General features: G+C 63.8%; 22 protein-coding genes. 7 read left to right on the top strand and 15 right to left on the bottom strand.

Annotated features, from left to right (window positions below; genetic code table 11):
- A complete protein-coding gene (locus WAN02_RS23805; protein ID WP_422267008.1) occupies nucleotides 1–186 on the top strand; it encodes a hypothetical protein in 186 nt (61 codons plus the stop codon).
- A gap of 78 nt (nucleotides 187–264) precedes the next feature.
- Here WAN02_RS23805 and WAN02_RS23800 read toward each other — a convergent pair whose 3' ends face one another.
- Both WAN02_RS23800 and WAN02_RS23795 read right to left on the bottom strand, forming a co-directional pair.
- On the bottom strand, nucleotides 265–1821 hold the full coding sequence (locus WAN02_RS23800) for a phytoene desaturase family protein (RefSeq protein WP_422267006.1): 1557 nt from the start codon (nucleotides 1819–1821) through the stop codon (nucleotides 265–267).
- 1 nt (nucleotide 1822) lies between these two features.
- Entirely contained in the window at nucleotides 1823–2716 is an 894-nt protein-coding gene (locus WAN02_RS23795; RefSeq protein WP_422267004.1) for a DUF1295 domain-containing protein, read from the bottom strand.
- A 200-nt stretch (nucleotides 2717–2916) separates the two neighbouring features.
- Between WAN02_RS23795 and WAN02_RS23790 the strand changes: the two genes are divergently transcribed.
- The gene (locus WAN02_RS23790; protein WP_422267002.1) at nucleotides 2917–3972 is read left to right on the top strand and encodes an alpha/beta hydrolase fold domain-containing protein; all 1056 of its coding nucleotides are present in this window, start codon (nucleotides 2917–2919) and stop codon (nucleotides 3970–3972) included.
- A gap of 27 nt (nucleotides 3973–3999) precedes the next feature.
- Here WAN02_RS23790 and WAN02_RS23785 read toward each other — a convergent pair whose 3' ends face one another.
- From WAN02_RS23785 to WAN02_RS23755, 7 genes are all read right to left on the bottom strand, one after another.
- Nucleotides 4000–4518 carry a limonene-1,2-epoxide hydrolase family protein gene (locus WAN02_RS23785; protein ID WP_422267000.1) on the bottom strand — a complete coding sequence of 173 codons (519 nt, stop codon included), beginning with the start codon at nucleotides 4516–4518 and terminating at the stop codon, nucleotides 4000–4002.
- 24 nt (nucleotides 4519–4542) lie between these two features.
- Nucleotides 4543–5706 (bottom strand): LLM class flavin-dependent oxidoreductase, encoded by a 1164-nt coding sequence (locus WAN02_RS23780; protein WP_422266998.1) that lies wholly within the window; start codon nucleotides 5704–5706, stop codon nucleotides 4543–4545.
- Entirely contained in the window at nucleotides 5694–6839 is a 1146-nt protein-coding gene (locus tag WAN02_RS23775) for a TIGR03857 family LLM class F420-dependent oxidoreductase (protein WP_422266996.1), read from the bottom strand. Before WAN02_RS23775 ends, WAN02_RS23780 begins: the two co-directional genes overlap by 13 nt.
- Nucleotides 6839–7897 (bottom strand): phosphotransferase family protein, encoded by a 1059-nt coding sequence (locus WAN02_RS23770; RefSeq protein WP_422266994.1) that lies wholly within the window; start codon nucleotides 7895–7897, stop codon nucleotides 6839–6841. The genes WAN02_RS23775 and WAN02_RS23770 overlap by 1 nt, the downstream gene beginning before the upstream one ends.
- 52 nt (nucleotides 7898–7949) lie before the next feature.
- Entirely contained in the window at nucleotides 7950–9017 is a 1068-nt protein-coding gene (locus WAN02_RS23765) for an AraC family transcriptional regulator ligand-binding domain-containing protein (RefSeq protein WP_422266992.1), read from the bottom strand.
- A gap of 80 nt (nucleotides 9018–9097) precedes the next feature.
- A complete protein-coding gene (locus WAN02_RS23760; protein WP_422266990.1) occupies nucleotides 9098–10159 on the bottom strand; it encodes a phosphotransferase in 1062 nt (353 codons plus the stop codon).
- Nucleotides 10160–10181: 22 nt separating this feature from the next.
- Nucleotides 10182–11174: a DUF7065 domain-containing protein gene (locus WAN02_RS23755; RefSeq protein WP_422266988.1), complete on the bottom strand. Its 993-nt coding sequence runs from the start codon at nucleotides 11172–11174 to the stop codon at nucleotides 10182–10184.
- Nucleotides 11175–11315: 141 nt separating this feature from the next.
- Between WAN02_RS23755 and WAN02_RS23750 the strand changes: the two genes are divergently transcribed.
- From WAN02_RS23750 to WAN02_RS23735, 4 genes are all read left to right on the top strand, one after another.
- Nucleotides 11316–11819, top strand: a complete 504-nt coding sequence (locus WAN02_RS23750; RefSeq protein ID WP_422266986.1) for a TetR/AcrR family transcriptional regulator — start codon at nucleotides 11316–11318, stop codon at nucleotides 11817–11819.
- A 202-nt stretch (nucleotides 11820–12021) separates the two neighbouring features.
- Entirely contained in the window at nucleotides 12022–13065 is a 1044-nt protein-coding gene (locus tag WAN02_RS23745; protein ID WP_422267023.1) for an LLM class flavin-dependent oxidoreductase, read from the top strand.
- A gap of 31 nt (nucleotides 13066–13096) precedes the next feature.
- A complete protein-coding gene (locus WAN02_RS23740) occupies nucleotides 13097–14095 on the top strand; it encodes an LLM class flavin-dependent oxidoreductase (RefSeq protein WP_422266984.1) in 999 nt (332 codons plus the stop codon).
- Nucleotides 14096–14102: 7 nt separating this feature from the next.
- Nucleotides 14103–14855: a hypothetical protein gene (locus WAN02_RS23735; RefSeq protein WP_422266982.1), complete on the top strand. Its 753-nt coding sequence runs from the start codon at nucleotides 14103–14105 to the stop codon at nucleotides 14853–14855.
- A gap of 36 nt (nucleotides 14856–14891) precedes the next feature.
- On the opposite strand, the gene WAN02_RS23730 is transcribed toward WAN02_RS23735, so the two are convergent.
- A complete protein-coding gene (locus WAN02_RS23730; RefSeq protein ID WP_422266980.1) occupies nucleotides 14892–15473 on the bottom strand; it encodes a TetR/AcrR family transcriptional regulator in 582 nt (193 codons plus the stop codon).
- 72 nt (nucleotides 15474–15545) lie between these two features.
- On the opposite strand from WAN02_RS23730, the gene WAN02_RS23725 reads away from it, so the two are divergent.
- A complete protein-coding gene (locus WAN02_RS23725) occupies nucleotides 15546–16739 on the top strand; it encodes a cytochrome P450 (RefSeq protein ID WP_422266978.1) in 1194 nt (397 codons plus the stop codon).
- Nucleotides 16740–16767: 28 nt separating this feature from the next.
- Here the strand turns inward: WAN02_RS23725 and WAN02_RS23720 are convergent, their stop codons facing one another.
- The 5 genes from WAN02_RS23720 to WAN02_RS23700 form a co-directional block, all read right to left on the bottom strand.
- A complete protein-coding gene (locus WAN02_RS23720) occupies nucleotides 16768–17523 on the bottom strand; it encodes an SDR family NAD(P)-dependent oxidoreductase (protein WP_422266976.1) in 756 nt (251 codons plus the stop codon).
- Nucleotides 17524–17583: 60 nt separating this feature from the next.
- A complete protein-coding gene (locus WAN02_RS23715; RefSeq protein ID WP_422267021.1) occupies nucleotides 17584–18477 on the bottom strand; it encodes a phosphotransferase in 894 nt (297 codons plus the stop codon).
- 158 nt (nucleotides 18478–18635) lie between these two features.
- A complete protein-coding gene (locus WAN02_RS23710; RefSeq protein ID WP_422266974.1) occupies nucleotides 18636–19631 on the bottom strand; it encodes a hypothetical protein in 996 nt (331 codons plus the stop codon).
- Nucleotides 19628–20788 (bottom strand): LLM class flavin-dependent oxidoreductase, encoded by a 1161-nt coding sequence (locus WAN02_RS23705; protein WP_422266972.1) that lies wholly within the window; start codon nucleotides 20786–20788, stop codon nucleotides 19628–19630. The genes WAN02_RS23710 and WAN02_RS23705 overlap by 4 nt, the downstream gene beginning before the upstream one ends.
- Entirely contained in the window at nucleotides 20785–21810 is a 1026-nt protein-coding gene (locus WAN02_RS23700; protein ID WP_422266970.1) for a DUF7065 domain-containing protein, read from the bottom strand. The genes WAN02_RS23705 and WAN02_RS23700 overlap by 4 nt, the downstream gene beginning before the upstream one ends.
- Nucleotides 21811–21976 lie beyond the last annotated feature (166 nt).

Here is a 21976-nt window from a genome sequence, read left to right as displayed (position 1 = left end):
GTGAACGAGCGCGAACAGACTGTCCGCAACGTCTGCGCCATGTGGGCCGACGGCACGTGCCTGGCGTCGGTGCCGGTAGTAGGTGTAATCGTCTTCGAGTGCAACACCATTGTCGAATGGCGGGACTACTGCGACGACTGGATGCGTGATTACCAACCCGCCGACAGCGAGCACGCACTGACCTAGGGGCCGGTGTCGGTGTCATGTTGGCGGTGGGCGGAATACGGCGATTGAAGTCGGAAACCGCGCCGTCCGCAACCGCGGCTACAGCGATTTGAGGACGGTGCGTGCGGTGGTTCTGCCTGCCCAGCCGTGCACGCCGCCCATCGGATGTGCGCCCGCACCGGTGTGCCACAGGCCAGGTATCGGTGTGCGGTAGCCCGCCAGCGCTGCCGTCGGGCGATTGGGGCCCATTTGGTTCAGCGACATGTCGACGACCACGTAGCTGCCGTCGTGTGTCATCCGCCGTAGTTCGTCGGGGCTCTTGACCCAGCTGCCGATGACGGCGTCAGCGAAGCCGGGCGCAACCTCGTCGACCGTGCGTATCGCCTGCGCCGAAAAGGGCCCGCGGTGGTTCGCCCATTCGCTGCCGTCGGCGAAGGTCTGCGGGACCGCGGTGCAGAACAGATACATAGTGTCGCCGGCGCTGCCCGGCGGCACCTGCGAGCGATCGAACGCCGACGGCATCAGCGCCCACATCGGCGTCTCGGACGGAATCGCGCCATGCATCGCACCGTCGAGAGCCCGGTCGACGTAGTCCTTGCTGTCGCCGATCAGCATGTAGCTGCCCCACAGCTCTGGCCTGTCGCACAACAGTTTTGGCCGCCGTGACAACGCCACATCGATCTTGGCGTTGTTGACTCCCCAGCCGTTGATGCAAATGTTGCGGACCTCCTCGAGCACCGGGTCGGAGACGTGGGCCGGGTCAACCAGCTTGCACATCAGCGTGACCGGATCGACCGCCGCGACGACCTGCCTGGCGTGCAACACTTCACCGTTGACCAGCCGTACCCCGACCGCTTGCCCGCCGCGCACCAGGATCTCCTCGACGTCCGCATCGGTGCGGGCCTCGCCGCCATGCCGGCGCAGGCATGCGGCCAGCGCGTTGGTGAACTCGGCCATACCGCCGAGTGGGCGTTTGATGCCCCATCCGATGTGCAGCATGATCACACCCAGCACCGCGCCCGATCCCGGTTCCCGCAGCGGAGCTTCCGAGCCCGAGGCGTAGATCGCCAGCAGCGACCTCACCTCGTCGGACTCGAACATCGTCTCGATGAGCTGATGTGGAGACGCCATCAACATTCGCGCGACAGGTGCCAGATTGCGGCGCTTGCGCACCGCCCGCCAACCCAGTTCTACGACTGTCTTGGCCCGCGGACGGGTGGGATGGTCCATCAGGTACGGCGCTGCCACATACCAGAAGTCACACCACATCTCGCAGAGCTCTGCGAACTTCGAGGCGTCTCGTTTCGAATACCGCCGGATCTCTTCGACGGTGCGATCGAGCGAACGCCACAACCCGATCGACTGGCCTTCTGGCCCCAGGTAGGCGCCCCACGGGTCCGGGCTGGCCTGGCGCAGGCCGAAGGATTCCAGGCGAAGCTCGCTGACGATGGACGGCTCCAAGTTGGTGAACAGCAGATCCACCGCGCACGGGTTCATCACGAATCCCGGTGCTTCGGAGACGGTTTCGCGCGAATAGGTCATTCCGCCGAGCCACGGCTGTCGCTCCAGCACTACCACCCGTTTGCCGGCGCGGGCGAGATAGGTGGCGCAGGTCAGGCCGTGGTGGCCGCCTCCGACGATGATGGCGTCATACATGTCAACTAGCGGTTGCCTTCGCGCGCTGCTCGGCCAGCCGAGCCTGGTTGCGGGCGATGGCGTCGGCCGACAGTGGAAGCGGCAGGAAGCGGCGGGTCCGGGCCATCAGCTCCTGATACTCCGGCCGTACGCCCATGTAGTTGTCCTGGAACGCCGAGCCGAGCACCGAGGTCAGCATGATCGTGTTGAGGATCGGGCCCGCGACGGTCCACCAGCAGTCGGGGTTGCCCGCAACGGCCACCAGCCACATACCCCACCAGACCGTGGTGGTCCCGAAGTAATTCGGGTGGCGGCTGTGCTTCCAGACCCCGGTGTTGAGATAGCGCGGGCGCTGCTCCAGTGCCAGAAAGGACTGCAGCTGCGCGTCGGCAACCGTCTCGTGGTACACGCCGACCATGAACACCAGCAGGCCGGCGAACGCGAGCAGGCCGATGCCGCCGTTGGGTGCCCGGTTCGTAAGGATGCCCACTACGGCGGGCATGCCGATCAGCACGATGACCACGGCCTGGGGTTCCATCACCCGGAAGAAGCTCTTCCACCAGTAGCCGGGGGACATCTCTTTGACGAAGTTCAGATAGCGCGGGTCGCCACCGTAAACGGGCACATAGCGGCGCCAGCGCGCCGCCAGATACCAGCCCAGCCGGCCGCCGTGCAGCATCACCATGAACAACAGCAGCGCCGCCGTGACCGATTGGGCGCCGACAATCACGTACGCAAACAACGCCGGGACCGCGTAGGCGAAGCCGTACCAACCGTCCATCATCGAGTGGTTGCCCTGAAACAGGCCCACCACCCACAGGATCGTCACCACGGCGAACGTGAAGATCGCGCAGAACAAAAAGACGCTGACATTGCTGGACGGGTTGACGCCCAGGCTGCTGACCAGACCACTCACGCGGCCCAGCCTAACAAGCAATGAGAACGATCGGTAACAAAATTAGCAAGTCTTCCGCCTCCTAGTGCATAAACGGTCAGAAAATTTAACGTTCACGATCGTTCACAACGTGGCCGCCCTGTAGCGCGAGGCCGTCAGACAAGGCATTCCTTCAAGCATTCGTTGCGAGCCGCAGGCCAGCGAGATCTAGGATTTGCCTCATGCCCGACGGTCGACTCGCCAATCCCGATTGCTCACTCGGTACCGATCCACGCTCCGACCCCCGCATGGTCGAGGCTTTAGCCGTGTTCGGCGCTGACGCCCTCCTGCCTGAACTGCCGGTGACCGTCGACTCGCCACTCGATGATCGGCTGGCCTTCACCGCCGGGATCGAAGAGGCGATGAGCACGGTATTTGACGCAATCGGGCAGGCAACGCCGATCGCCGAAGGAGTGACAACCACGACCGTCACAATTCCTGGCGGCGATGGCCACGACTTGACGCTGTATGTCAGCCGACCTGACACCGCTACCAGGCTGCCGTGCGTCGTGCACCTGCACGGCGGCGGCATGGCCATCCTCAGCGCCGCCGACACCGCATACGTGCGCGGACGCGAATGCCTTGCTGCCACAGGGCTTGTCGTCGTCGGCGTCGAATTCCGCAACTCGGGCGGCAAGTTGGGCGTTCATCCATATCCCGCCGGGCTGAACGACTGCGCCGCCGCGGTCCGTTGGGTATTCGCGAACCGCGAGCAACTCGGCATCACTCACCTGATCGTTTCCGGAGAATCGGGTGGCGGCAACCTCACCCTGACGGTCACACACAAGGCCAAGCGTGAGGGGTGGCTGCACGAGATCGCCGGCGCGTACGCGCAGTGTCCCTACATCTCCAACCGGTGGCAGGAACCACCGGATGAGTATCCGTCAATGCGAGAAAACGACGGCTACTTCATCAGTCTTCAGCAGCTTGCGCTAATGGCGTCGATCTACGACCCCGAGTACGCGCACTCCGACGACCCCACCTGTTGGGCGGGCGTCGCGACGGATGAGGACCTGAGCGGCATGCCGCCGCACGTCATCTCGGTTAACGAGCTCGACCCGCTACGCGACGAGGGACTGGACTACTACCGCCGCCTAGTGCGTGCAAGAGTCCCAGCGGTCGGCCGCTTGGTCGCTGGCACGTGTCACGGTGGCGACATGCTGCTCGGCGGCGCCATGCCCGAGGTCTTCGCGGCGAGCCTGCGGGATGTCAGCGGCTTCGCCAAGTCACTTGCCTAACGTGCAGAGTTGCCGGGCAGGTTCGCGTTAGCGGGTTCTGCGGACCGCCGCAATCGCTGTTGTGCGGGCTAGCTGTGCCAATCGCCGAACGACGTGCAGGCAGCTGGTTGCGAGGGTTTGGATGAGGAATTCGGCCAAGTCGAAGTACTCGCGCCAAGCAACGACTCGTTCACCATGGAACTCGAGCACCCCGGCCACGGGCGCGGCGACGATGAGGCTGCCGTCGGCGCGTCGTAACCGGTCGACGCGTTGCACATGCACGATCTGACCGGCGGAGGCGATGTGCAGGATCTCGACATCGATGGTCACCAGGCCGAGCGTCGCGCGTGCGAGCTTGAGGAATCGCACGGCCTGCTGCGGGCCGATGAGCCGGGGAATCGGTCGTTGATCCCACACGCAGTCCTCCGCGAGGAGGGCGAACGAGTCGCAGAACGCCTCGAATGATGCGCTCCACGAGGCGAAGAACTCGATGACTCTCTGCTCGCGTTCCGCGATCGTGGCGTCGGCGTTGGTGGCCGTTGCCGTTGGTTTGGCCTCAGCGGTCATCGCCGTGACGCTACTCGTAGCGCCCTAAACCGGGGTCTGCGCACTCGAATGCTGCTTGATCAATGCCACTGTCTCGATTGATCGCTCGAAGGCGGATGTCGCTTCGGCCGGGTCGAGCACCATCGGCAGGTAGTCCATGGGACAGACCCAACTTGCGCCGGCCTCGACGTATTCGGTGATGGTTGCCGCGACTTCTGCCGGAGTTCCGCACACCCAGCCAGATGTCACGTGAGCATCCGTGACGGTGCCCAGCACGCCATCGATGAGCGAGTCAGAAGTCTGGTGTGGCAGTAGATCGCTGTAATAGCGCCAGCCTTCAGGAAATGGCGATTCGAGGCCGATCTTGTCCCAGTCGGTCGGTTCGATCCGACCGAACACCGCCGCCAGCCATTTGATCAGCGGATTGTCGTACTTGTCTTCCAGCTGGCTTTTATCGTTGCCGATCAGACACGGAAACCACACCGCGAATTCGAACTCATCGGGATTCCGGCCTTTGGCGGCGACGGTCTTGAGGATCTCTTCGCGTGCTTGACCGAACTCGTCGGGGCCGGCCCACACCGGCGGGCAGGTCGTGGCGAGCCCGTCGGCATAAGAGGTGGAGTGGTCGATGAGGATGGGACCGCCCCCCAGGCCCATGATTTTCGGCCGGTGGGGCACCGCACCGCCTATCGAGGCACCTGAGTAGTGCCAGCGCCTGCCCTCGAAGTTGATCGGTTCACCGCCGCTGTCCAACAGCGCGCCGAAGATCCGAAACAAATCCTCCATCCGCGACATGCCCTGAGAGCGTTTGTAACCGAATGGCGCGCACTGCTTGGCCTCGCCGCCGCCGACCTGCAACGTGACCTCGCCGTCGGTCATGTTGGCGAGAGTAAGCACCGCCTGCACAAGCTCGCTAGGACCGCGGCGCACCGAGTCCGTAGACACGGCGACGTCGAGTGTGGGCGCTGCCGCAAGCAGATAGCCGGCCAGCGTGAACGGGTCGGAGTGTGAATCCGGATCCGGCAGTACCGCCGCAGCCGGAGTGATCTCCGGCTTCCACAGCTGCGGTGGGATGAAGTTCCCGAACTGATCGGCGATCAGCATGCCGTCTACGCCTGCGGATTCCAGCGCGCGGGCCTGCTGCGCGATCATTGCGGCGGGAATGTGGCGATCGCCCCAGAGTGCGATCGCTGTTTTCACACCGGCCACGTCATCTCTCCTCCAAGGTTTTTCGATGATTCCCGCCATGCCGCTGCCAGTGCGGCGTTCTGGCCGGGGGTGCTGCCGTACGTCACGATTTCGTCGGCGCCTGCTGCGCGGAACCGTCGAAGTGTGTTGACGCACTCAGCAACTGATCCGATTGCACATGAGGCCAGCATCCAGTCGTCGGGCACCAGTGCGGCCGGTCCCAGCAGCTCGCGGCGGTGAAAGCTTAAGTCGCTCACCGCCGTAGGCATCGATGCGAACTGCTGGTGCTCGCGCAACGCACGCACCGGGGCCATGTCCCAACCGTTCACTTCGACCAACATCTCACCGTAACCCGGTGCATCGAGATAGGTGACCGCCCTGGCGTGGGCTAGCGTGCGCGTCTCGACGTCATCGAGATCGGGGGCGGTGATGACGGATTGGCAGATGCGCAGGCTCGCCGGGTCACGATCCACCGCCGCGCACTCGGCGCGTAACCTCGCGACGATGGTGTGGGTGGCGTCCGGTGTGAAGACCGGAGGCAGGAGTACGCCGTCGAAGGACCTGGCCGCGGTGCGCGCCGCCACCGGCTGCCCCAGCGTGCCGAACCACACCGGCGGCGCCGCGAAGTCGTCGGCGACGTCCTCGAGTTGGAGGTGGGGGAATTCGCCCAGCGGACCGTCGTAGCTGACGGTTTGACCTCGCCATAGTTGACGTAACACGCTGACATAGTCTTCGAGCCCGCGATAACCCACCATGTCCATGCCGGCGCCACGTAGCCAACCCGGGTTACCGCGGCCAAGACCCAGAACCAGCCGTGGCCCGAATGCGGCCTGAAACGTCGCAGCCATCCCGGCCATATGCAACGGGTGTCGCGCCGGCGTGGTGATGATGCCGGATGCGATATCGATGCGCTGGGTCCGCGCCGCGATCGCGCCGAGGATGACGCCCGCCTCTTTGAGATTCCACCGTTCGGAAAGAAAGACCCGGCGAAATCCAATCTGTTCGGCCTCGATTCCGTCGAGAATTCCCTGAGCCGGTGTCCGGCAATCCGACTCGTGCTCAGCATCGTCGCATGCCAACGACACGCGTCCACCGATCACATAGGCGCTGAGGTCACCGAGTACCTCGCCGGGCGGCGGTGTTGCGGTGGCCATTACAGTGTCCCGAATGCGTCGAGCTCGTCGGCGTGCACGAGTGTGCGCAGCACGAGCGCGTCAGCCAGCCCACGCTCGTCGGCGGCCAACTGCATCTGGCCGAGCAGCGCGATACCCGGTGCGATCGTGAAGAGCAGGCTCTGCCGATAGTCCCGTAGGCACTGGTCGAACGAGTAGCCGCGCACACCGTTGGACACGAGCCCAGCGTGGTAACGACCGAGCAGGTCCCGCCAGCTGCCGCGAAGCATGTCTTCGGACATGCTCCCGGACAGAAGATAGGAGACGTCCTGGGTGCCGCGGGAGCGGCCCGCGAGCTGCCAGTCGATCACGACTGGGCAGCCATCAGCAGCGAAGAAAACATTGTCCAAACGAAAGTCGTTGTGCACAAACGTCTGTGGGCCCTCAGAGCATCGTGCAAGCACTGTGTGCCATTCGGGCGCGGCGGCAGCGACGGCGTCGAGGAGTTGTTCGCGGACCCGTCCGGAGTAGCGCTCTTGCAGATTGTCCAAGCCACTGCACACAAGTGTTGTGATCATCCCCGCGATCGCCGGGTCCGTCCAACTGATCAGCCGGTCCGGATCGCCGCCCGGAGGCTCGGTTTCCCAGTAGCGGGCGTGCAGGAGCGCAACGACGTCGATCAGGCGCGTGGCGTCCGTCAGCGTGAGGCCGGCCACCTGATCGCCGGCGCGAAGGTGAGCAAGATCCTCGAGCACCAGCGGCTCAGGGCCGCCGACCTCACCGACGAAATAGCACCGCGGGACCGCGACCGGAATCGCATCAGCAATGCGCGAATAAAAAAGTTGCTCGCGCGCCGACAGACCCATCGCCGACTCCATCACGCGCTGGTTGTCGCTGTCGCCGCGCCCCTTGAGGATCACGAATCGCGGGCCGCTACCTTCCACTGCGTAGCTCAGCTCGGCACGAGCCAGCGAACCCGCCGCACTCGCTACCGCGACCGGAGTCAACGACACCGCCTCGACGGCTGTGCCGAGGCGCTCGGTGAACCAGTCCGCAGTCAACGCAGCCAAGCTTGGGGGAACTCGAACGTCTGTCGTCATGAATCCCAACCCTCGATGTCGTACGCCGTCGAGGAGTCTATGGGTGCTCGGACTACTTTGTCCGGACACTCCTTTGACCGAATCGGACAGGCTGGGCGCCCGCATGTTCTCGTGACCATGCGGCGGGTGTGGTGCCCGTCCAGCGGCGAAACGCGCGGGTGAAGCTCGCGACACTGCCATAGCCGAGGCCGTGAGCAGCCTGGCGCACTGTGCCACCTGGCGCCTCGAGCAATTCGATGGCGCGACGCGCGCACACCTCATCGGCCAGCGCGCGGTAGGACGTAGCTTCCTCGACCAGCCACCGCCGCAGGGTGCGCGCATCGATGTGGAACTCGTGAGCCACCTGGTCGAGTCCCAGCAGGGGAGGTGCCGACCGGTTGAGGACGGCCCTGACCCGGTTGGCAACGCTGTCCCGGCTGTGCAACGTCTCGACGAGTTCATCGCATTGCGCCAAGCAGCGCCGATGGGTGTCAGCGTCCGCACTGATCAGGCGCTGTTGCAGCACCCGACGGGACAGGTGTATCGCATTGCGGGCACTATGGGCCTCGATCTCAAACCCGGGCAGCAATGCGGCCAGCGCAGCGGTGCGTTCGGCCGGCAGTCGGGCGGTCATATGCAGCGGTATCGACGCCCCCACCAATGACTGGACCGAGGTGACGTTATAGGCCAGGTCTCGTTCGATCACGAACCCGCGGATATCCTCGGGGACTTCATCATCCGCGTACACAATCACCACCGATTGCGCGTGGTATTCGATCGAAGGCCGAAGGAAGTTCTCGGATAACTCGTAGTAACGGGGCCCGACCCGGATCACGTCCGCGATGGTCCGGCACGACGCCAGCAAAGGGCCCCAGGCGCCAAGCGAGCTGAGCCTCAGGCGGACACCCACCGCGGCGCCCAGACCCGGCGGATCGCCGGTCGCCTCAGCGAGATTCCGGATGGCGCGAATTGCCTGTTCCGCCTCGATCAATAAGTCAGTGCGATCGATGTCGCTCAGCGACAGTCCGGTGCCGGAAAGGCAAGCACGCGCCGGAACTCCCCACTCGCCGCCGACCTCCAACAGCACGCGCATGGGGCCGAGTCCACGCGGAAAGTCCCAGTAGGGACGGCCTGAACTCATAACAGGAATTTTAAGAGAACGGGCGCTTGCGTAGCGGCAAGATCGGCCCATTGTCGTCGGACCGGCCCGACGCCGGCAGATCACATGAGGCCAGCGAGCTGCGCAGCCTCTAGGTCCAGTGCCATGTCCGCGTACCGGCGGGTCTGGTCTGCGATGACGCGGTCGACGCGCTCCGAAGACGCAACCTGGCTGGACAGCCCGCAAAAGAGGTAGACGGCATACAGGGCACCTTCGCGGTATGCGCGAAAACAGTCGTTGAAGTCATAGCCGGCGACACCGGTAGCGATAAGACGGTCGTGAAAGTCGGCGAGCAGTGCGCGCTCAGCGCAGCGGCGTGCTTCTGTCGAGAGTGACGAACCGACGAAGTATGCCGGGTCCATTCCCGGTGGTCCGAGGCGCACGGTCTGGAAGTCGAGAAGGGTGGCCCGCGGAACGGGGTCGAGACTGAAAAGGAGGTTGTCTGTGCGCAGGTCGCCGTGTTGAACGACCGACGGGCCGTCCCAGGATCTGATCCATCTGCCCGCCTGCGGAATCACGGTCTCGAAGAGCGCGACCTGAGCAGGTTCGAGTGCGTGACCGAAACGGGCGAGCCACGGCTCGAGCCCGGCGGGCATCGAGTCGAAGAGCTGCACCGTCCGTTCATGAGCCGCGAGCCAAGGCATTGCCGCGGTGGTAGGAGAGTTCCACGATGCGCCCTGGAGATGGGCGAGCTCGGCCAAGGCCGCAATGCACTCGTCGCCGGTGCTCTCCTCGAGGACGTCACCCGGGCGCGTGCTGGAACTGAGGTCTTCAAGAACCAGGGTGAACGCGCCCGTCGCTTCGTCGAGTTCGGCGAAATGGCAAGTGGGAGTGCTCACGTCGGCCAGGTGGGGAAGTAGGTCACGGTAGAAACGGACCTCGAGTTCGTACATCTGCATCGCCTGAGCGAGGGCGCGTGTGCCCGTGTCTGCCGTCGGGAACTTCACGATCACCGACTCAGGTGACCCGCCGGCAGCGTTCCAGGTCAACGCCGCACGCACCATCTGGCACATCGCGCCGCCGCCCACTTGGTCGAATTCGATATCGGTCACTGTGGAGTCCGGAGACCCGAGCACTCGTGTGAACCACTCGGGAGTGAGCTCGTCGGAACTGGACACCGCCATGGTGGGCGACCTCCGTTTCTTGTTATGGATGTCCGGCGCCGAGCGCCTGGCGCTGGTGGGCACGGATGACCTCGATATCGAACCAGTCCTGGTTCTCGCCCCAGCCCGGCTCGCCGTCGACGTCCCAGCTGGCAAGGCACCACTGCATATGCCAGATGCTGTGCCACTTCAGGCAGTTCTGGACCGCTGACTCCGCGTGCAATTCGCGGCCGCGATCGTCCACCAAATGGAGGGCCACCCGGCGGGGTCGGCCGTCCACCTCGCGGTCCAGGACCTCGCGGGTCCCGCCGACGACATGTGCGGTGACCCCGTCCTTGGTCATATGGCCGTAACTGACCTGGTCGATCGACCGGGCGGTCACCGGCGCTTTGGGGTCGGGCCGTGCCGAGGTCACTGCGAACGAGGTGCGCTCCGAGGCCCAGGCAAAGTCGAACCCGCCGCCGGGAAGGTCATGCGCCGGACCGGGCCGCGGGCCCCGCGAGTGGTCGCGGAAGTGGTGGCAGTCCACCGGGATCGTCTCGCCGTCCAGGGTGATGGTGCCCGTCACCGTGCCGAGTTGTTCGTAATGGACGCCGCCGTAAATGTCGAAGCCGTGCTCACCGGAGTAGTGCAGGTTTGGCGGCTTGTAGGCGCCGGTCCAGAGCAGATCGAGTGAATAGGTGTCGCTGTTGTAGCGCAGTCGGTACTGCTTGAGCGGCTCAATCGTCTTGCAGCGCATACCGTTACCCAGCTCGAAATCGAACATGTCGGTGTCGGAGTCCATCGGGTTGAAGTGGAACCACTCCGAGTAGAGACAGTTGTGTGTTTCCATGCCCTTGTCGTCCCACACTGCGACGCCCGCCGATGTCAGGTTCATGTTCGGTCGGTGCCAGACGTAGAAGTAGCCGTCGATCTTGCGCTCGGGAACCATGAACCCGAACAGACCGGACTCGTTCCAGAACGGGTCGGGCGGCCGCTTGTGGTAGCGAAACGAGTCGTCTTCTGGTGTGATCTCGCGTTCGGTGTCGATTGTCACGGTGTCCCTTGTCCGACGTTGAACTTGATGCAGTAATATTTACACCGTAAAGTTTTGATGGTCAACCTTGATGATTTACCTTTTGGGGCAATGACTACGGGCAACCGGCCTGGGCGCCGTGCACTCCTTGACGTCGAGCATGTGATCGACGTGGCGCTGGCGATCCTCGACGCCGATGGCCTCGACGCCGTCAGTTTCCGCCGCCTGAGTGCCGACCTCGGCGTCAGCCATATGACCCTGTACGGCTATTTCGACTCCAAAGAGGCACTCCTCGAAGCACTCGTCGCGCGTACCATCGCCGTCCCGTCCATCCGTCGCACGACAACCGCGGCCTGGGGTGACGTGCTCTTCGACGTCATCCGGGACCTGCATCGAATCCTCGTCAACCGCCCCGGCATTGCAGAGATCCTGGTCTCGCGGCAGCTCACCGGCGACTGGGTTGCCGACGTGCGCGAACGCCTTCTCGACATCCTTCGCAGTGGCGGGTACGACGAGCGCCAGGCAACTGATGGAATCAGCGTCATCTTCAACTACCTGCTTGGCGCGGTCATGATTGAAACTAGCCGCGGCCGGGGTGGGTCGCGGTCCTCGTTCGAAATTGGTCTGCAGTATCTGATCACCGGTCTCAAGTCCGCCCCGCCGTGAGCCTGCCCGAGAATTTTCGATCACGTTGCCGGACAACAACATAAAGACCGGAGTCCCAGGTCCACGCCTGGCCCGGCGAGGATGGTGTCAACGATCGTTCACAATAGCGTGACGCACTGATATGCTGCCAGACATGCCCCGCAGTCTTGAGATGTACACGCCCGTTCAGGGCTACCACCATGGGTAAGGATGGCAGTCGGTGATGCGTATTGGACACGGGCACTTCTTCCAGAACCTCGACGGGCGGCCCGATCACGAGGTCTGGCAGACAGAGATGATGCTCGCCGACCGCGCCGAGGAGCTGGGCTTCGATTCGGTGTGGGCGGTCGAGCATCATTTCGCCGACTACTCGATGTCGACGGACCCGCTGCAGTTCTTGACTTGGGTCGCGGCCCGTACTCAGCGCGTGCAGCTGGGCACGATGGTGTCAGTGTTGCCGTGGCACGACCCCATTCGGCTGGCCGAACACGCCTGCGTGCTCGATCACCTGTCGGGCGGAAGGCTGATCCTGGGCATGGGCCGCGGTCTGGCGCGCGAGGAGTTCGACGGCTTCGGCGTCGAGATGGCGCGGTCGCGACAGCTCTTCGACGAATACGCGGCAGAGCTGCTGGACGCCTTTGAAACCGGACGCATCCGCGGCGTGACGCTGCGGCCAGCACCGTTGGCACCGCTGCGTGGGCGGGTGTTTGCCTCCTCGATCTCGCCGGAGTCTGCCGAGGTGATGGCCCGCCTCGGCGCTGGAATCATGATTTTCCTGCAAAAGCCGTGGGATCAAACGGTCGGTGACCTGCAGCGTTATAGCGAGCATTATCGGCGATATCGGGGTGCCGACCCGCCGAAGCCGATGGCGGTGATCTTCAACGCCTGTCACGAGGACCCCGACATCGCCGCCCAGCTGTTCGACCAGGTGGTCGCCTACTACCGGTCGACGATTGACCACTACGGGTTCGCCGACGAGAGCATTGCCGCGATACCGGGCTATGAGTACTACGGCAACATCGCCCGCACGATCGCCAAACACGGCCACGAGCAATTCGCACACTTCCTGGCCGAGCTGCAACCGTGGGGGACGCCTGAACAAGTCGTCGGGAAAGTCCGCGAGATCGTGCGCCGCACCGATGCCGGCGGCCTCATCGTCGTATCGGCGTTCGGAAACCTTGCTCCCGACGTCGCGGCGGCGAACCAGGAACGCTTCGCGCGAGTCGTGATGCCCGCACTGTACGAAACAGTCGGCAGTTCAACCTGAAAGGGGCAGGGCCTTGAAACTTGGAATCACGATGCCCAGTCGCACGGCGCCGCTTTCGCGCGTCCCAGAGTATGCCCGGATGGCCGATGAGGCCGGCTTCGATTCGGTATGGACATATGAGCTATATCGAAACCCGTTCTCGATGCTGTGCACATCGGCGCTGACCACATCGAATGCGGAGTTGTGCACGGGGCTGGCGACGGCATTCAACCGCTCGCCGTTCGAGGCGGCCAACGCCGCGGCCGACGTCGACGAATTATCCGGGGGCCGCATGAAACTCGGCCTCGGCACTGGGGTTCCGGAGTTTTTGGAAGCCTTTCATTCCACCGACTTCAAGGCGCCGATCAAGCGGCTCAGTGAATACGTTGAAGCGTTGCGCCGGTCCTGGGCGTACCTCGCCGGTGAGGAGGTCGAGGCGTTCAACGGCACGTATTACCAGTTCGCCGTCCCACCGATCAATCCGTGGGGACTGCGCGACATGGTGCGCCCGCAGATCCCGATCCTGATCGCCGGCATGCGCCCGCAGCTGCTGAAGTTGTGCGGGGCCAAGGCCGATGGATGGATCGGATACCTTTGGACACCAAAGTTTTTCGAGCAGGTAGTACTTCCCAACATCGCAGAGGGTGCGCGTGCAGCCGGTCGTGATCCCGATGCACTGGATCTGGCATGCGAAGTCATCTGCTGTGTACACCCAGACCGCGACGTCGCGCTGGCGCGCGCCAAGAAGCATGTCGGGTTCTACATTGCGCACCCTGTCTCTGACATGGTCGCCGAAATCGAGGGCGTGCAGGATCTGGTCAACGGCTTGCGCGTGTCGATGATGCAGAAGGGATTGGCGGCATTCGAGGACACCCCCGAAGAGCTTGTCGAGCTGTTCTCCATCACCGGGACACCGGAGGAGTGCCGCCAGAAACTGGACAACTACAGAGGCTTACCGCATCTGGCCCTGCATACGTCTTACGTCCCTCCGTTCACCGCCGAGGAGTCCGAGGACTGTTACCTGCAAATCGTCGACGCGTTCAAACGGTAGCGCCGTGATGACGGAACGCCAACAACGTCTTTGCGTGTGGGGCGGAATCAGTTTCGCTCCGGTCTTCCTTGTCGGGTTCGCCCTGGTCGCCGGCTTTGTGCCGCCACCCGCCCCAGGCATGAGCGCCGACGCCGTCGCGCGGATGTTCGCCGAAGAACGCGGTCGGATCCGAACCGGCATCTGGATCGCCTGTGCGGCAGCGCCTTTCCTGGCGTTCTTCGTCGCGGCGCTGACGCATCAGATCCGGAGGATCGCGGGCAGCAATTCGCCGTTGGCAACGGCACAGTTGATCACGGGCTCCTGCTTGATCCTTGAGTTTCTCTTTCCGCAGCTGGTTTGGCAGACGGCCGCCTACCGGAGCGAGCGCAGCCCCGAGATAATTCAGACGCTCAACGACCTCGCGTGGCTGCCATTCGTCGGGATAGTCGGAACGGCGATGATTCAGATGGCGATCATCGCCGTCGTCGTGTTTGGCGACCATCGTCCCCGGCCACTGCTGCCACGCTGGTGTGCGTATCTCAACATTTGGACCGCCCTGGGCGTTGCGCCGGGCAGTTTCGTCGTTTTTGTGCACAATGGCCCCTTGGCCTGGAACGGGATACTGGCGTGGTGGGTGCTCTGCGTGTCGTTCTTCGTCTGGATGGTGACGATGACGTGGCTGATGTTGCGCGCCAGTAGCATCGTTGAGCGCACCCAGCCAGAGAGTGCCGGAATTTCGCATCCCGGTCTCGGCTCGAGCTACATGGACCGCGTGCTTTAGCGTCCTACCCGTCCTGCATTTCGGGGAGATTGGTGGTCAGCGGGGTCGGAGACCCTCCAACAGAATGGTTTGGATGGTTCGGGCGACCAGAGCTTCATCGAGGGTGTTGTCGGTGACCAGGTAGGTCAGCGCACTGGTTGTCACGGCTCCGAACAGGGCGATCGCCGCCGCTCGCGGATCATGTTGCGCGACAAGGGAACCGTCGTCCGCGCCCGCGATGAGCAGGTTTTCGACGGGTTTCAGGTAGGCGGTGCTGATCATGTGCGCGATGACCGGTATGCGGGCGGCACGGCCCAGTTCCCCGATCAGAGCCCGGCAGACCGCGGGCCGTTGGGCCATGACCCGTAGCTGTGCGCTGATCACTGCGCCGAGACGCTGCGCGCCGGTGCCGTCGCTGTGCACGACGGTGGCCACGTCCTCGGCGACCTCGCGCAAGCCGTCTTCGAGCAGGAACGTCAGGATGTCTTCCTTGCTCGCGAAGTAATAGTAGAGCGTGGCTTTGGCGATCCCGGTGGCCGCGGCGATGTCTTCGATCTTGGTGTCGTTGAGGCCGCGTTCGGCGAACAGCTCCGCCGCGGCGGAAAGGCGTTCGGCAATCTGAGACGGGACTTCGCGCATTGCTCTTCCTCCCCCACGAGTTTAGACTGCCAGTCTAAACTCGCTGATTCTGCAAGGTGGCAGGAGGCCCGCGTGCCCAAGGTCCAGATCCAATACGACCCCTTCGACGCCACCATCATCGACGATCCGTATCCGACCTACCGGTTGTTGCGCGATGAGGAGCCGGTCTATCACGCCGGGCCATCCGACACCTGGGTGTTGAGTCGCCACGACGACGTAGAGACCGCCTTGCTGGATCACGACAGCTACTCCTCAGTGGACGGGGTTTTCCCCAGGCCGCCGGGCTCGGATTTCATCCAGTCATTTCTGCCGATGATGGTTCTGATGGATCCGCCCCGCCACAACCAACTGCGGACGTTGGTGAGCAGAGCCTTCACCCCGCGACGGATCGCGAATCTGAACGACGGCATCGAGCAACTGGCCGAGAACCTGGTCGGGCGCCTGGACGGAGGGGCGGGGTCGGCCGATTTCGTGGTGGACTTCGCCGCCGTGCTGCCGGCAATGGTGATCGCCGATCTACTCGGCGTCCCGCGCGAAGACCGTGACCAGTTCCGGCAGTGGTCGAGCATTCTGGTTCAAGCAGATCCGACTCGTGGGCAGACAGCGGAGGCCCTGTCGGCCATGGCCTTGATGTACAACTACTTCACCGATTTTCTCGCCGACCGCCGCCGCTCACCGCGCGACGATTTGATGTCGGCGCTGGTATCCGCCGAGATCGACGGTGTGCGCCTCACCGACGAGGAACTTCTCGGGTTTTGCGCGCTGCTGCTTCTTGCTGGGACCGAAACCACCACCAACCTGCTCGGCAACGCTGCCGTCGTGCTGGCCCAACACCCCGACAGCCGTCGGCGCCTCGCGGCCGATCACACTTTGCTTGGGCCGGCGATCGAAGAGCTGCTGCGTTACGACTCACCGGTCCAAGGACTTTGCCGCACCTTGGCCCGCGACGTCACGCTGCACAACACCACGATGAGTCGCGGCGAATCGGTGTTGTTACTGTTCGCATCCGCCAACCGCGACGAACGCGTCTTCGCCGATCCCGACGTGTTCGATATCGACCGCAAGCCCGAGCATCAGGTGGCGTTCGGCAAGGGTATCCACTTCTGTCTGGGTGCGGCTTTAGCGCGCCTCGAAGCGAGGATCGCGCTGACCGCCTTGCTACAACGAATGCCGAACTGGGAAGTCGACCTGGAATCCGCACAACGGCTGCGGTCCGGCCCCATTCGTGGTTACATCTCGCTGCCCATCTCCTGTCCATCCGACTGACAGAGTCGTGGGCACGCGCACGGTAACGCTACGCCACCGTGTACCCACCATCAACGGGAATTGCAGCACCGGTAAGGTAGGAAGCACCGTCACCCGCGAGAAATACTGCCACTGAGGCGATTTCGTCGGGATGGCCTAATCTCGCCTGCGATGTCATGGCCACAGCCTGTGCCTTCACCTGCTGGTAAATCTTTGGAGCCGTCTCTTCAAGTTCGGCGAGCATGGGCGTTTGGATTACTCCCGGAAGTATTGCATTCACACGGACGCCGGAACTTCCATACTCGTGTGCCGCGACCCGCGTCAAACCGACAACCCCGGCCTTGCTGGCGGTATAGGCACTCGCTCCCGCGAAAGCGACGACCGCGGCTACCGACGCGATGTTGATGACAGAACCGCCTCCGCTGGAAATCAACGCGGGAATAGATTTTCTCATTACGAGATACACTCCGCGAAGATTCACGGCAATCACCTGGTCAAAGGTGTCGGGTGCAGAGTCCGCCAACGGATTAAACGCGCCATCGATGCCCGCATTGTTGACCACAATGTCGAGCCGGCCGAATTCGCCCAGTGTTCTCTTGATCAATGCGTCGACGTCGTCTTCACTGCTGACGTCGCATACGACGCCGAAACTGTCTCGCATTGCTGACGCGACGTGCTCAGGGTTCCCGGCAACATCGCAGATCACTACGGACGCTCCACGGTCATCAAAAGCGCGGGCAATAGCGGCTCCGATCCCACGTGCAGCCCCGGTGACAATCGCTACCCTGCCGTCGAGTTCCGCCATTTCGCTCCTATCGGCTGGCGCCTGTCGCCAAGATCCTTCCTCGTAAAGTCATGGCGGACATCAGAATAGGTCAGCTGACGAGTGTCGCTCTACCGCGGCACCGAGGCGCCGAACCATGTCGTCGAGCCTGTCGCGCCCGCGCTGGTCCGACGCTTCCCATCGGACGTTCGCCATGATCGGCCACAAGAGGTTGTAGGCCGTCGCCCAACGGTATTGCTCTCGGGCCTGGCCCGGTTCGTAATTTGGCAGGCCGCTGCAATAGCGGCTTATCAGATCATCTTCGAGGGGCGCGAGCCGCTGAGGCGGCATGCTGGTACAAAGCAGGTATTGGAGTTCTCGGATCCCGCACTCCTGCGCGACGGTCTGGAAGTCGATGAATACAGGTTCTCCTGCCGAGTCGAAAAGCAGGTTGTCCGATCGCAGTTCGCCATGCGTGATGCAAGTCGGCGTTGCGAGCGCGTCGATCATCTTTGGCTGCAATTCGGCAAAGCGATCCGCGACGGACACCGCGCTGCCCGGCAGCAGTTGTACGAGGGCGTCGCGGCGCAGTCCCCACACATAGGTGAACAGCTGGCCGTACTGCTGCTGCAGTGTCCGGCCGGCATCGGAAGTGACAGGCGGGAAAGCGGCCGAATACTTTTGCAGCAGAGCCTCTTTTGCCCATGACCAGGAATGAAACCGAGCCACCGCGTCGACCACGGCTTGGGCCTGCTGCTGACTGAACCCCTCATGCTGGTCGATCTGCACGCAGTCTCCGGAGAGATCCTCCATCACCAGCAGGAAATCCGTCGAATCGGTGGACTGTTCGGCAGAGTAGATCTTCGGTGTCCGCACGGGGAGGTGGGGCGCGACCTCCCGATAGAACTGGATCTCGCGGCTGTACGTACCGATGCCGTCCAGCATCGCCCGGGTGTCGCCCTCGATCGGCATCTTGACCAGCACAGAGCTCGGCATGCCCGGTGGGCCATCGAGCTTGAGCCGAAAGAGCCGGCAAGCGAATGCTATGCCCAGGCCGACGCTTTCGCGGTCGGCCACCCGCACCGATGCACCCAGGGCCCGGCTGGCCCACGAGTCGTCGAGGCCGTCGGCCGACTGTGGAAGCTGTCGCAGGCTCATCGCACCGGGACCGATCGTTCGGAGAGGCCGTGCCCCACGGCGCCGGCCCAACTGAACCGGGTCATCGCTTCGGCGAGCAGGTGATGGCACCCCGCTCCGCGGGCCGCTCCGCGGACGATCTCCCCGGGTCCGGCGATGGACAAAGCGCCGACTTGCCCGAGCGTCGCCGTCAGCTCGATCCTCTCGCCCTCCACTTCGAGGGTGAGCGTGTAGTCATCACCCCGTTGGTCCCACGAGTCGAGCAGTGGTGCGGCACTGACGAGCTTGCCGGGGCGCACACCGTTCTCATCGCACACCACCGCGTGGTTCATCCGTCCCGAACCGTCGCTGTTGGCCAGGTACATCAGGCAGAAGGCTCGGCCGTCGGGCCATTCGGCGTGGCACCAGATGTGGTTGTGCAGGCCCGTCAGGTCGCGCACACCGGTGCTGTGATCACGCAGCCCGGTGCCGGCCACTTCCACCGAAACGTCGCCGTACGACAGCGTGCCGGTGACCGAACAGTGCTGCTCGTAATGTGATGATGCCCAGTTCTGTTCGTGCATCGCGCCGAGTTCGAAGGGCGGGCACATCGCCTCGTAGGTCAGGTCGAAGGACAGCTTGACGTGTAACCCGTCCGCCACGCCGCCGCTGCGCAGCTCGTCGCCGGAGACCAGCCGGGCCGGACCGCGGAATGTCTTGCGCCACGTGCGCCACGGTTCGATGCACTGATAGGTCAGCGACGGCCCAGCCGGCCCACGCGGCGTTTCACCGCCATACCCGAATCCGCGCGCAGCCAGGAACATGTCGCCCGGCAGGTAGATCAGGGCCAGCTCGTCCCAGGCCGGCTGGTCGAAAGAGACCCGGCCGAGGTGCAGGAACATGCCGATGCGCTCTGCGGGGAAGTAGGCCTGGCTCAAGTAGTTCTCGACCCAGAGCGGTACGTCGGGAACTTGATGCAGGACCTCGTCGACGTCGGCTAGGTGCTGAGGGCGTTCAACCCGGCTCGTCGTCACACTCGTACCCCTGCCGCCTGCTTAATCAGGCCGGAAATCTCGTTGGCGCGACGTAGCGACTCCAGTCCCTCCAGCGGTCCGAGCGCCAGCGGCGTCATGTCCAACCAGCCGACGAATTGCGCTCCGGCCTCCACGAATCCGGAGTGCAGCTTGGCCATCTCTTGTGGTGTGCCTACGTGGAAGGCCTTGCGTGACATCGATACGGGCGTGGCATTGACGATGCGATTGATTTCCTCGTCGGTCTGCTCGAACGGGGCCCACTTGACCGCGTAATGCCATCCCTCGGGCATCACCGGCGTCTCGCCTTCTTCGATCCAGCGCGTTTGATCCAGACGGCCGAATTGCCCTGCGAAATACCGGACTATCGGGTTGGCCAGAACTTTCTCGATCACCTCTGGATCCTCGTGGGAGACGTAAATGCTCCAAATGCCGAATCCGAACGCATCGGGGTCGCGTCCGTAGCTCTCCACCTTCTGGCGCATCGCCGTGACGGTCTCGGAGAATTCTTCCGGTGTCTGAATGGCTTGCGGGGAGGCGGCTTCGAAGCCATCGGCATACCGGGCCGCGATGTCCAGTAGCACCGGGCCGCCGCCCAGGGCCCAGAACTCGGGGCGCTTCTCCGGGCGGTGATTGCCGATCGTAGCGTTTTTCAGATGCCAGAAGTTTGTCTCCTGCGTCCACGGCTCCGGCTCGTCGTAGAGACGGCGGACGAGCTGGAAAATGTCCTCGAGCCTCTTGAGGCCTTCTGTCCGCTTGTAGCCGAACGGTTTTGTCTGCCGCAGCTCACCAGCGCCGACCGCGACCACGACGTCGCCGCTGGTTGCGTTGCTCAAGGTGAGTACCTTGCGCAGGAGTTCGGCCGGGGCGTTGCGAATCGCGTCCGTCGATAGCCGGACGTTGGCATCGGGGTTGTGCGCCAAAGCGATCGCGGCCTGCAGGAAAGGGTCGTAAGTGGAGTTGCCGTCGATGAACTCGGCCGCTGGAGTGTTGTTCGGGGTCCACAGCTCCCCGGGGAACCACCCGGACAGCTCATCCCAGAGCCACATGTAATCGATGTTCGGGCTGTCGTGGACCGCCCCAGCGAATTGCATGAACGCCGGGATGGGCGTGGTCCGGTGGTTGTCGAGTGGGTAGCCGGTCTGCACGCGCGTGTTCATCTTGGGTGTTCTTCCTTTCGGGGCCTGGCGATGCTGCGCTCGCAGAGCCCGTAACCGATCTGACCGCCCCAGTTCAGGCGGGCTTGAGATTCGTACACAACGTGGCTCGCGTCGGGCGTGCGGTCGGTGCCGAGCGTCATTTCGACCGGGCCGACGAATGAAAACGGCATGGGCGCGATGATTTCCCCGCAGATCTCTTGGGTCTCGCCACCAACCTGCAGTTCGATCCGCCACGGATCGAAGACCTCGGATTCCGCGTCCAGCAGCGCATCATGGCTCACCAACGACGCGTGGGTCATACTCGTACCGCCGCCGACGACGTGGAAGTTCAGCAGCGCGTCCCCGCCACCCCGGCGGCTGATGTACATCGTGGAAAGCCAACGCCCGTCCGGGAATTCGCCGTGAATCCAGAAGTGATTGCCCATCACCGACAGGTCGCGCGGGCCCCACGTGTGGTCGCGCATGCCGGTGCCATTCAACTCGAAGCGTTCGCCGTCGAGGGTTATCTGGCCACTGCAGCTGAAGTGTTGCTCATAGTGGGTATGCCCGAAATTGCCGGGGCGCACGTCGCCCACCCCGAAGGGTGCTCCCAGCGCGTGCTGCATCAGCTCGACGTCGAGCCCGACGTGCATTCCGGAGGGAGCCGGGCCGTTGCGCAGTACTTGGCCATCGATGAGTTGCGCCGCACCCCGGTAGCGGGTGACGTTCTCCTCGAAAGGCCTTGGCGCCTCAAAGGACAGGCTGCCGCCGATCTGGTGCGCGGACGGCCCGTAGCCGAAGCCTTTGGCCACCGCGAATCGGTCACCCGGCAGGTAGACGGCCACCACCTCACTCCACAGCGCGGTGTCCCACGAAGTGCGGTTGCTGTGCGCGTAGAAGCCGATGTTGCTACGCGGGCAGTACGCCTGGACCAGGAAGCTTTCCGACCAGCTCGGGTCGCCTTGCGGTGGATGGGCGAAATCGTCGGAATCGGCGAACTCGTGGGCTCTTAGGCGTGCGGGTTGCGGTGCGACCGACGTCATTCGGCGGCCCTGAACTGCAGCGGTGGGAGCGTCGAGGATGCCGCCTTCTTGCGCGCGCGCCGGCGCAGCCGCGACGGGCCCCGAAGCACCGCGTCCGCGGTGTTACGGCCGGGCCAGCCGCTGATGTAGGCCATCGGGAAGGCGCCCGCTCCGGAATGCCAAACCC

The organism is Mycobacterium sp., from assembly GCF_049281135.1.
Lineage (GTDB): Bacteria > Actinomycetota > Actinomycetes > Mycobacteriales > Mycobacteriaceae > Mycobacterium.
This window is presented reverse-complemented; position numbering and strand designations above follow the sequence as displayed.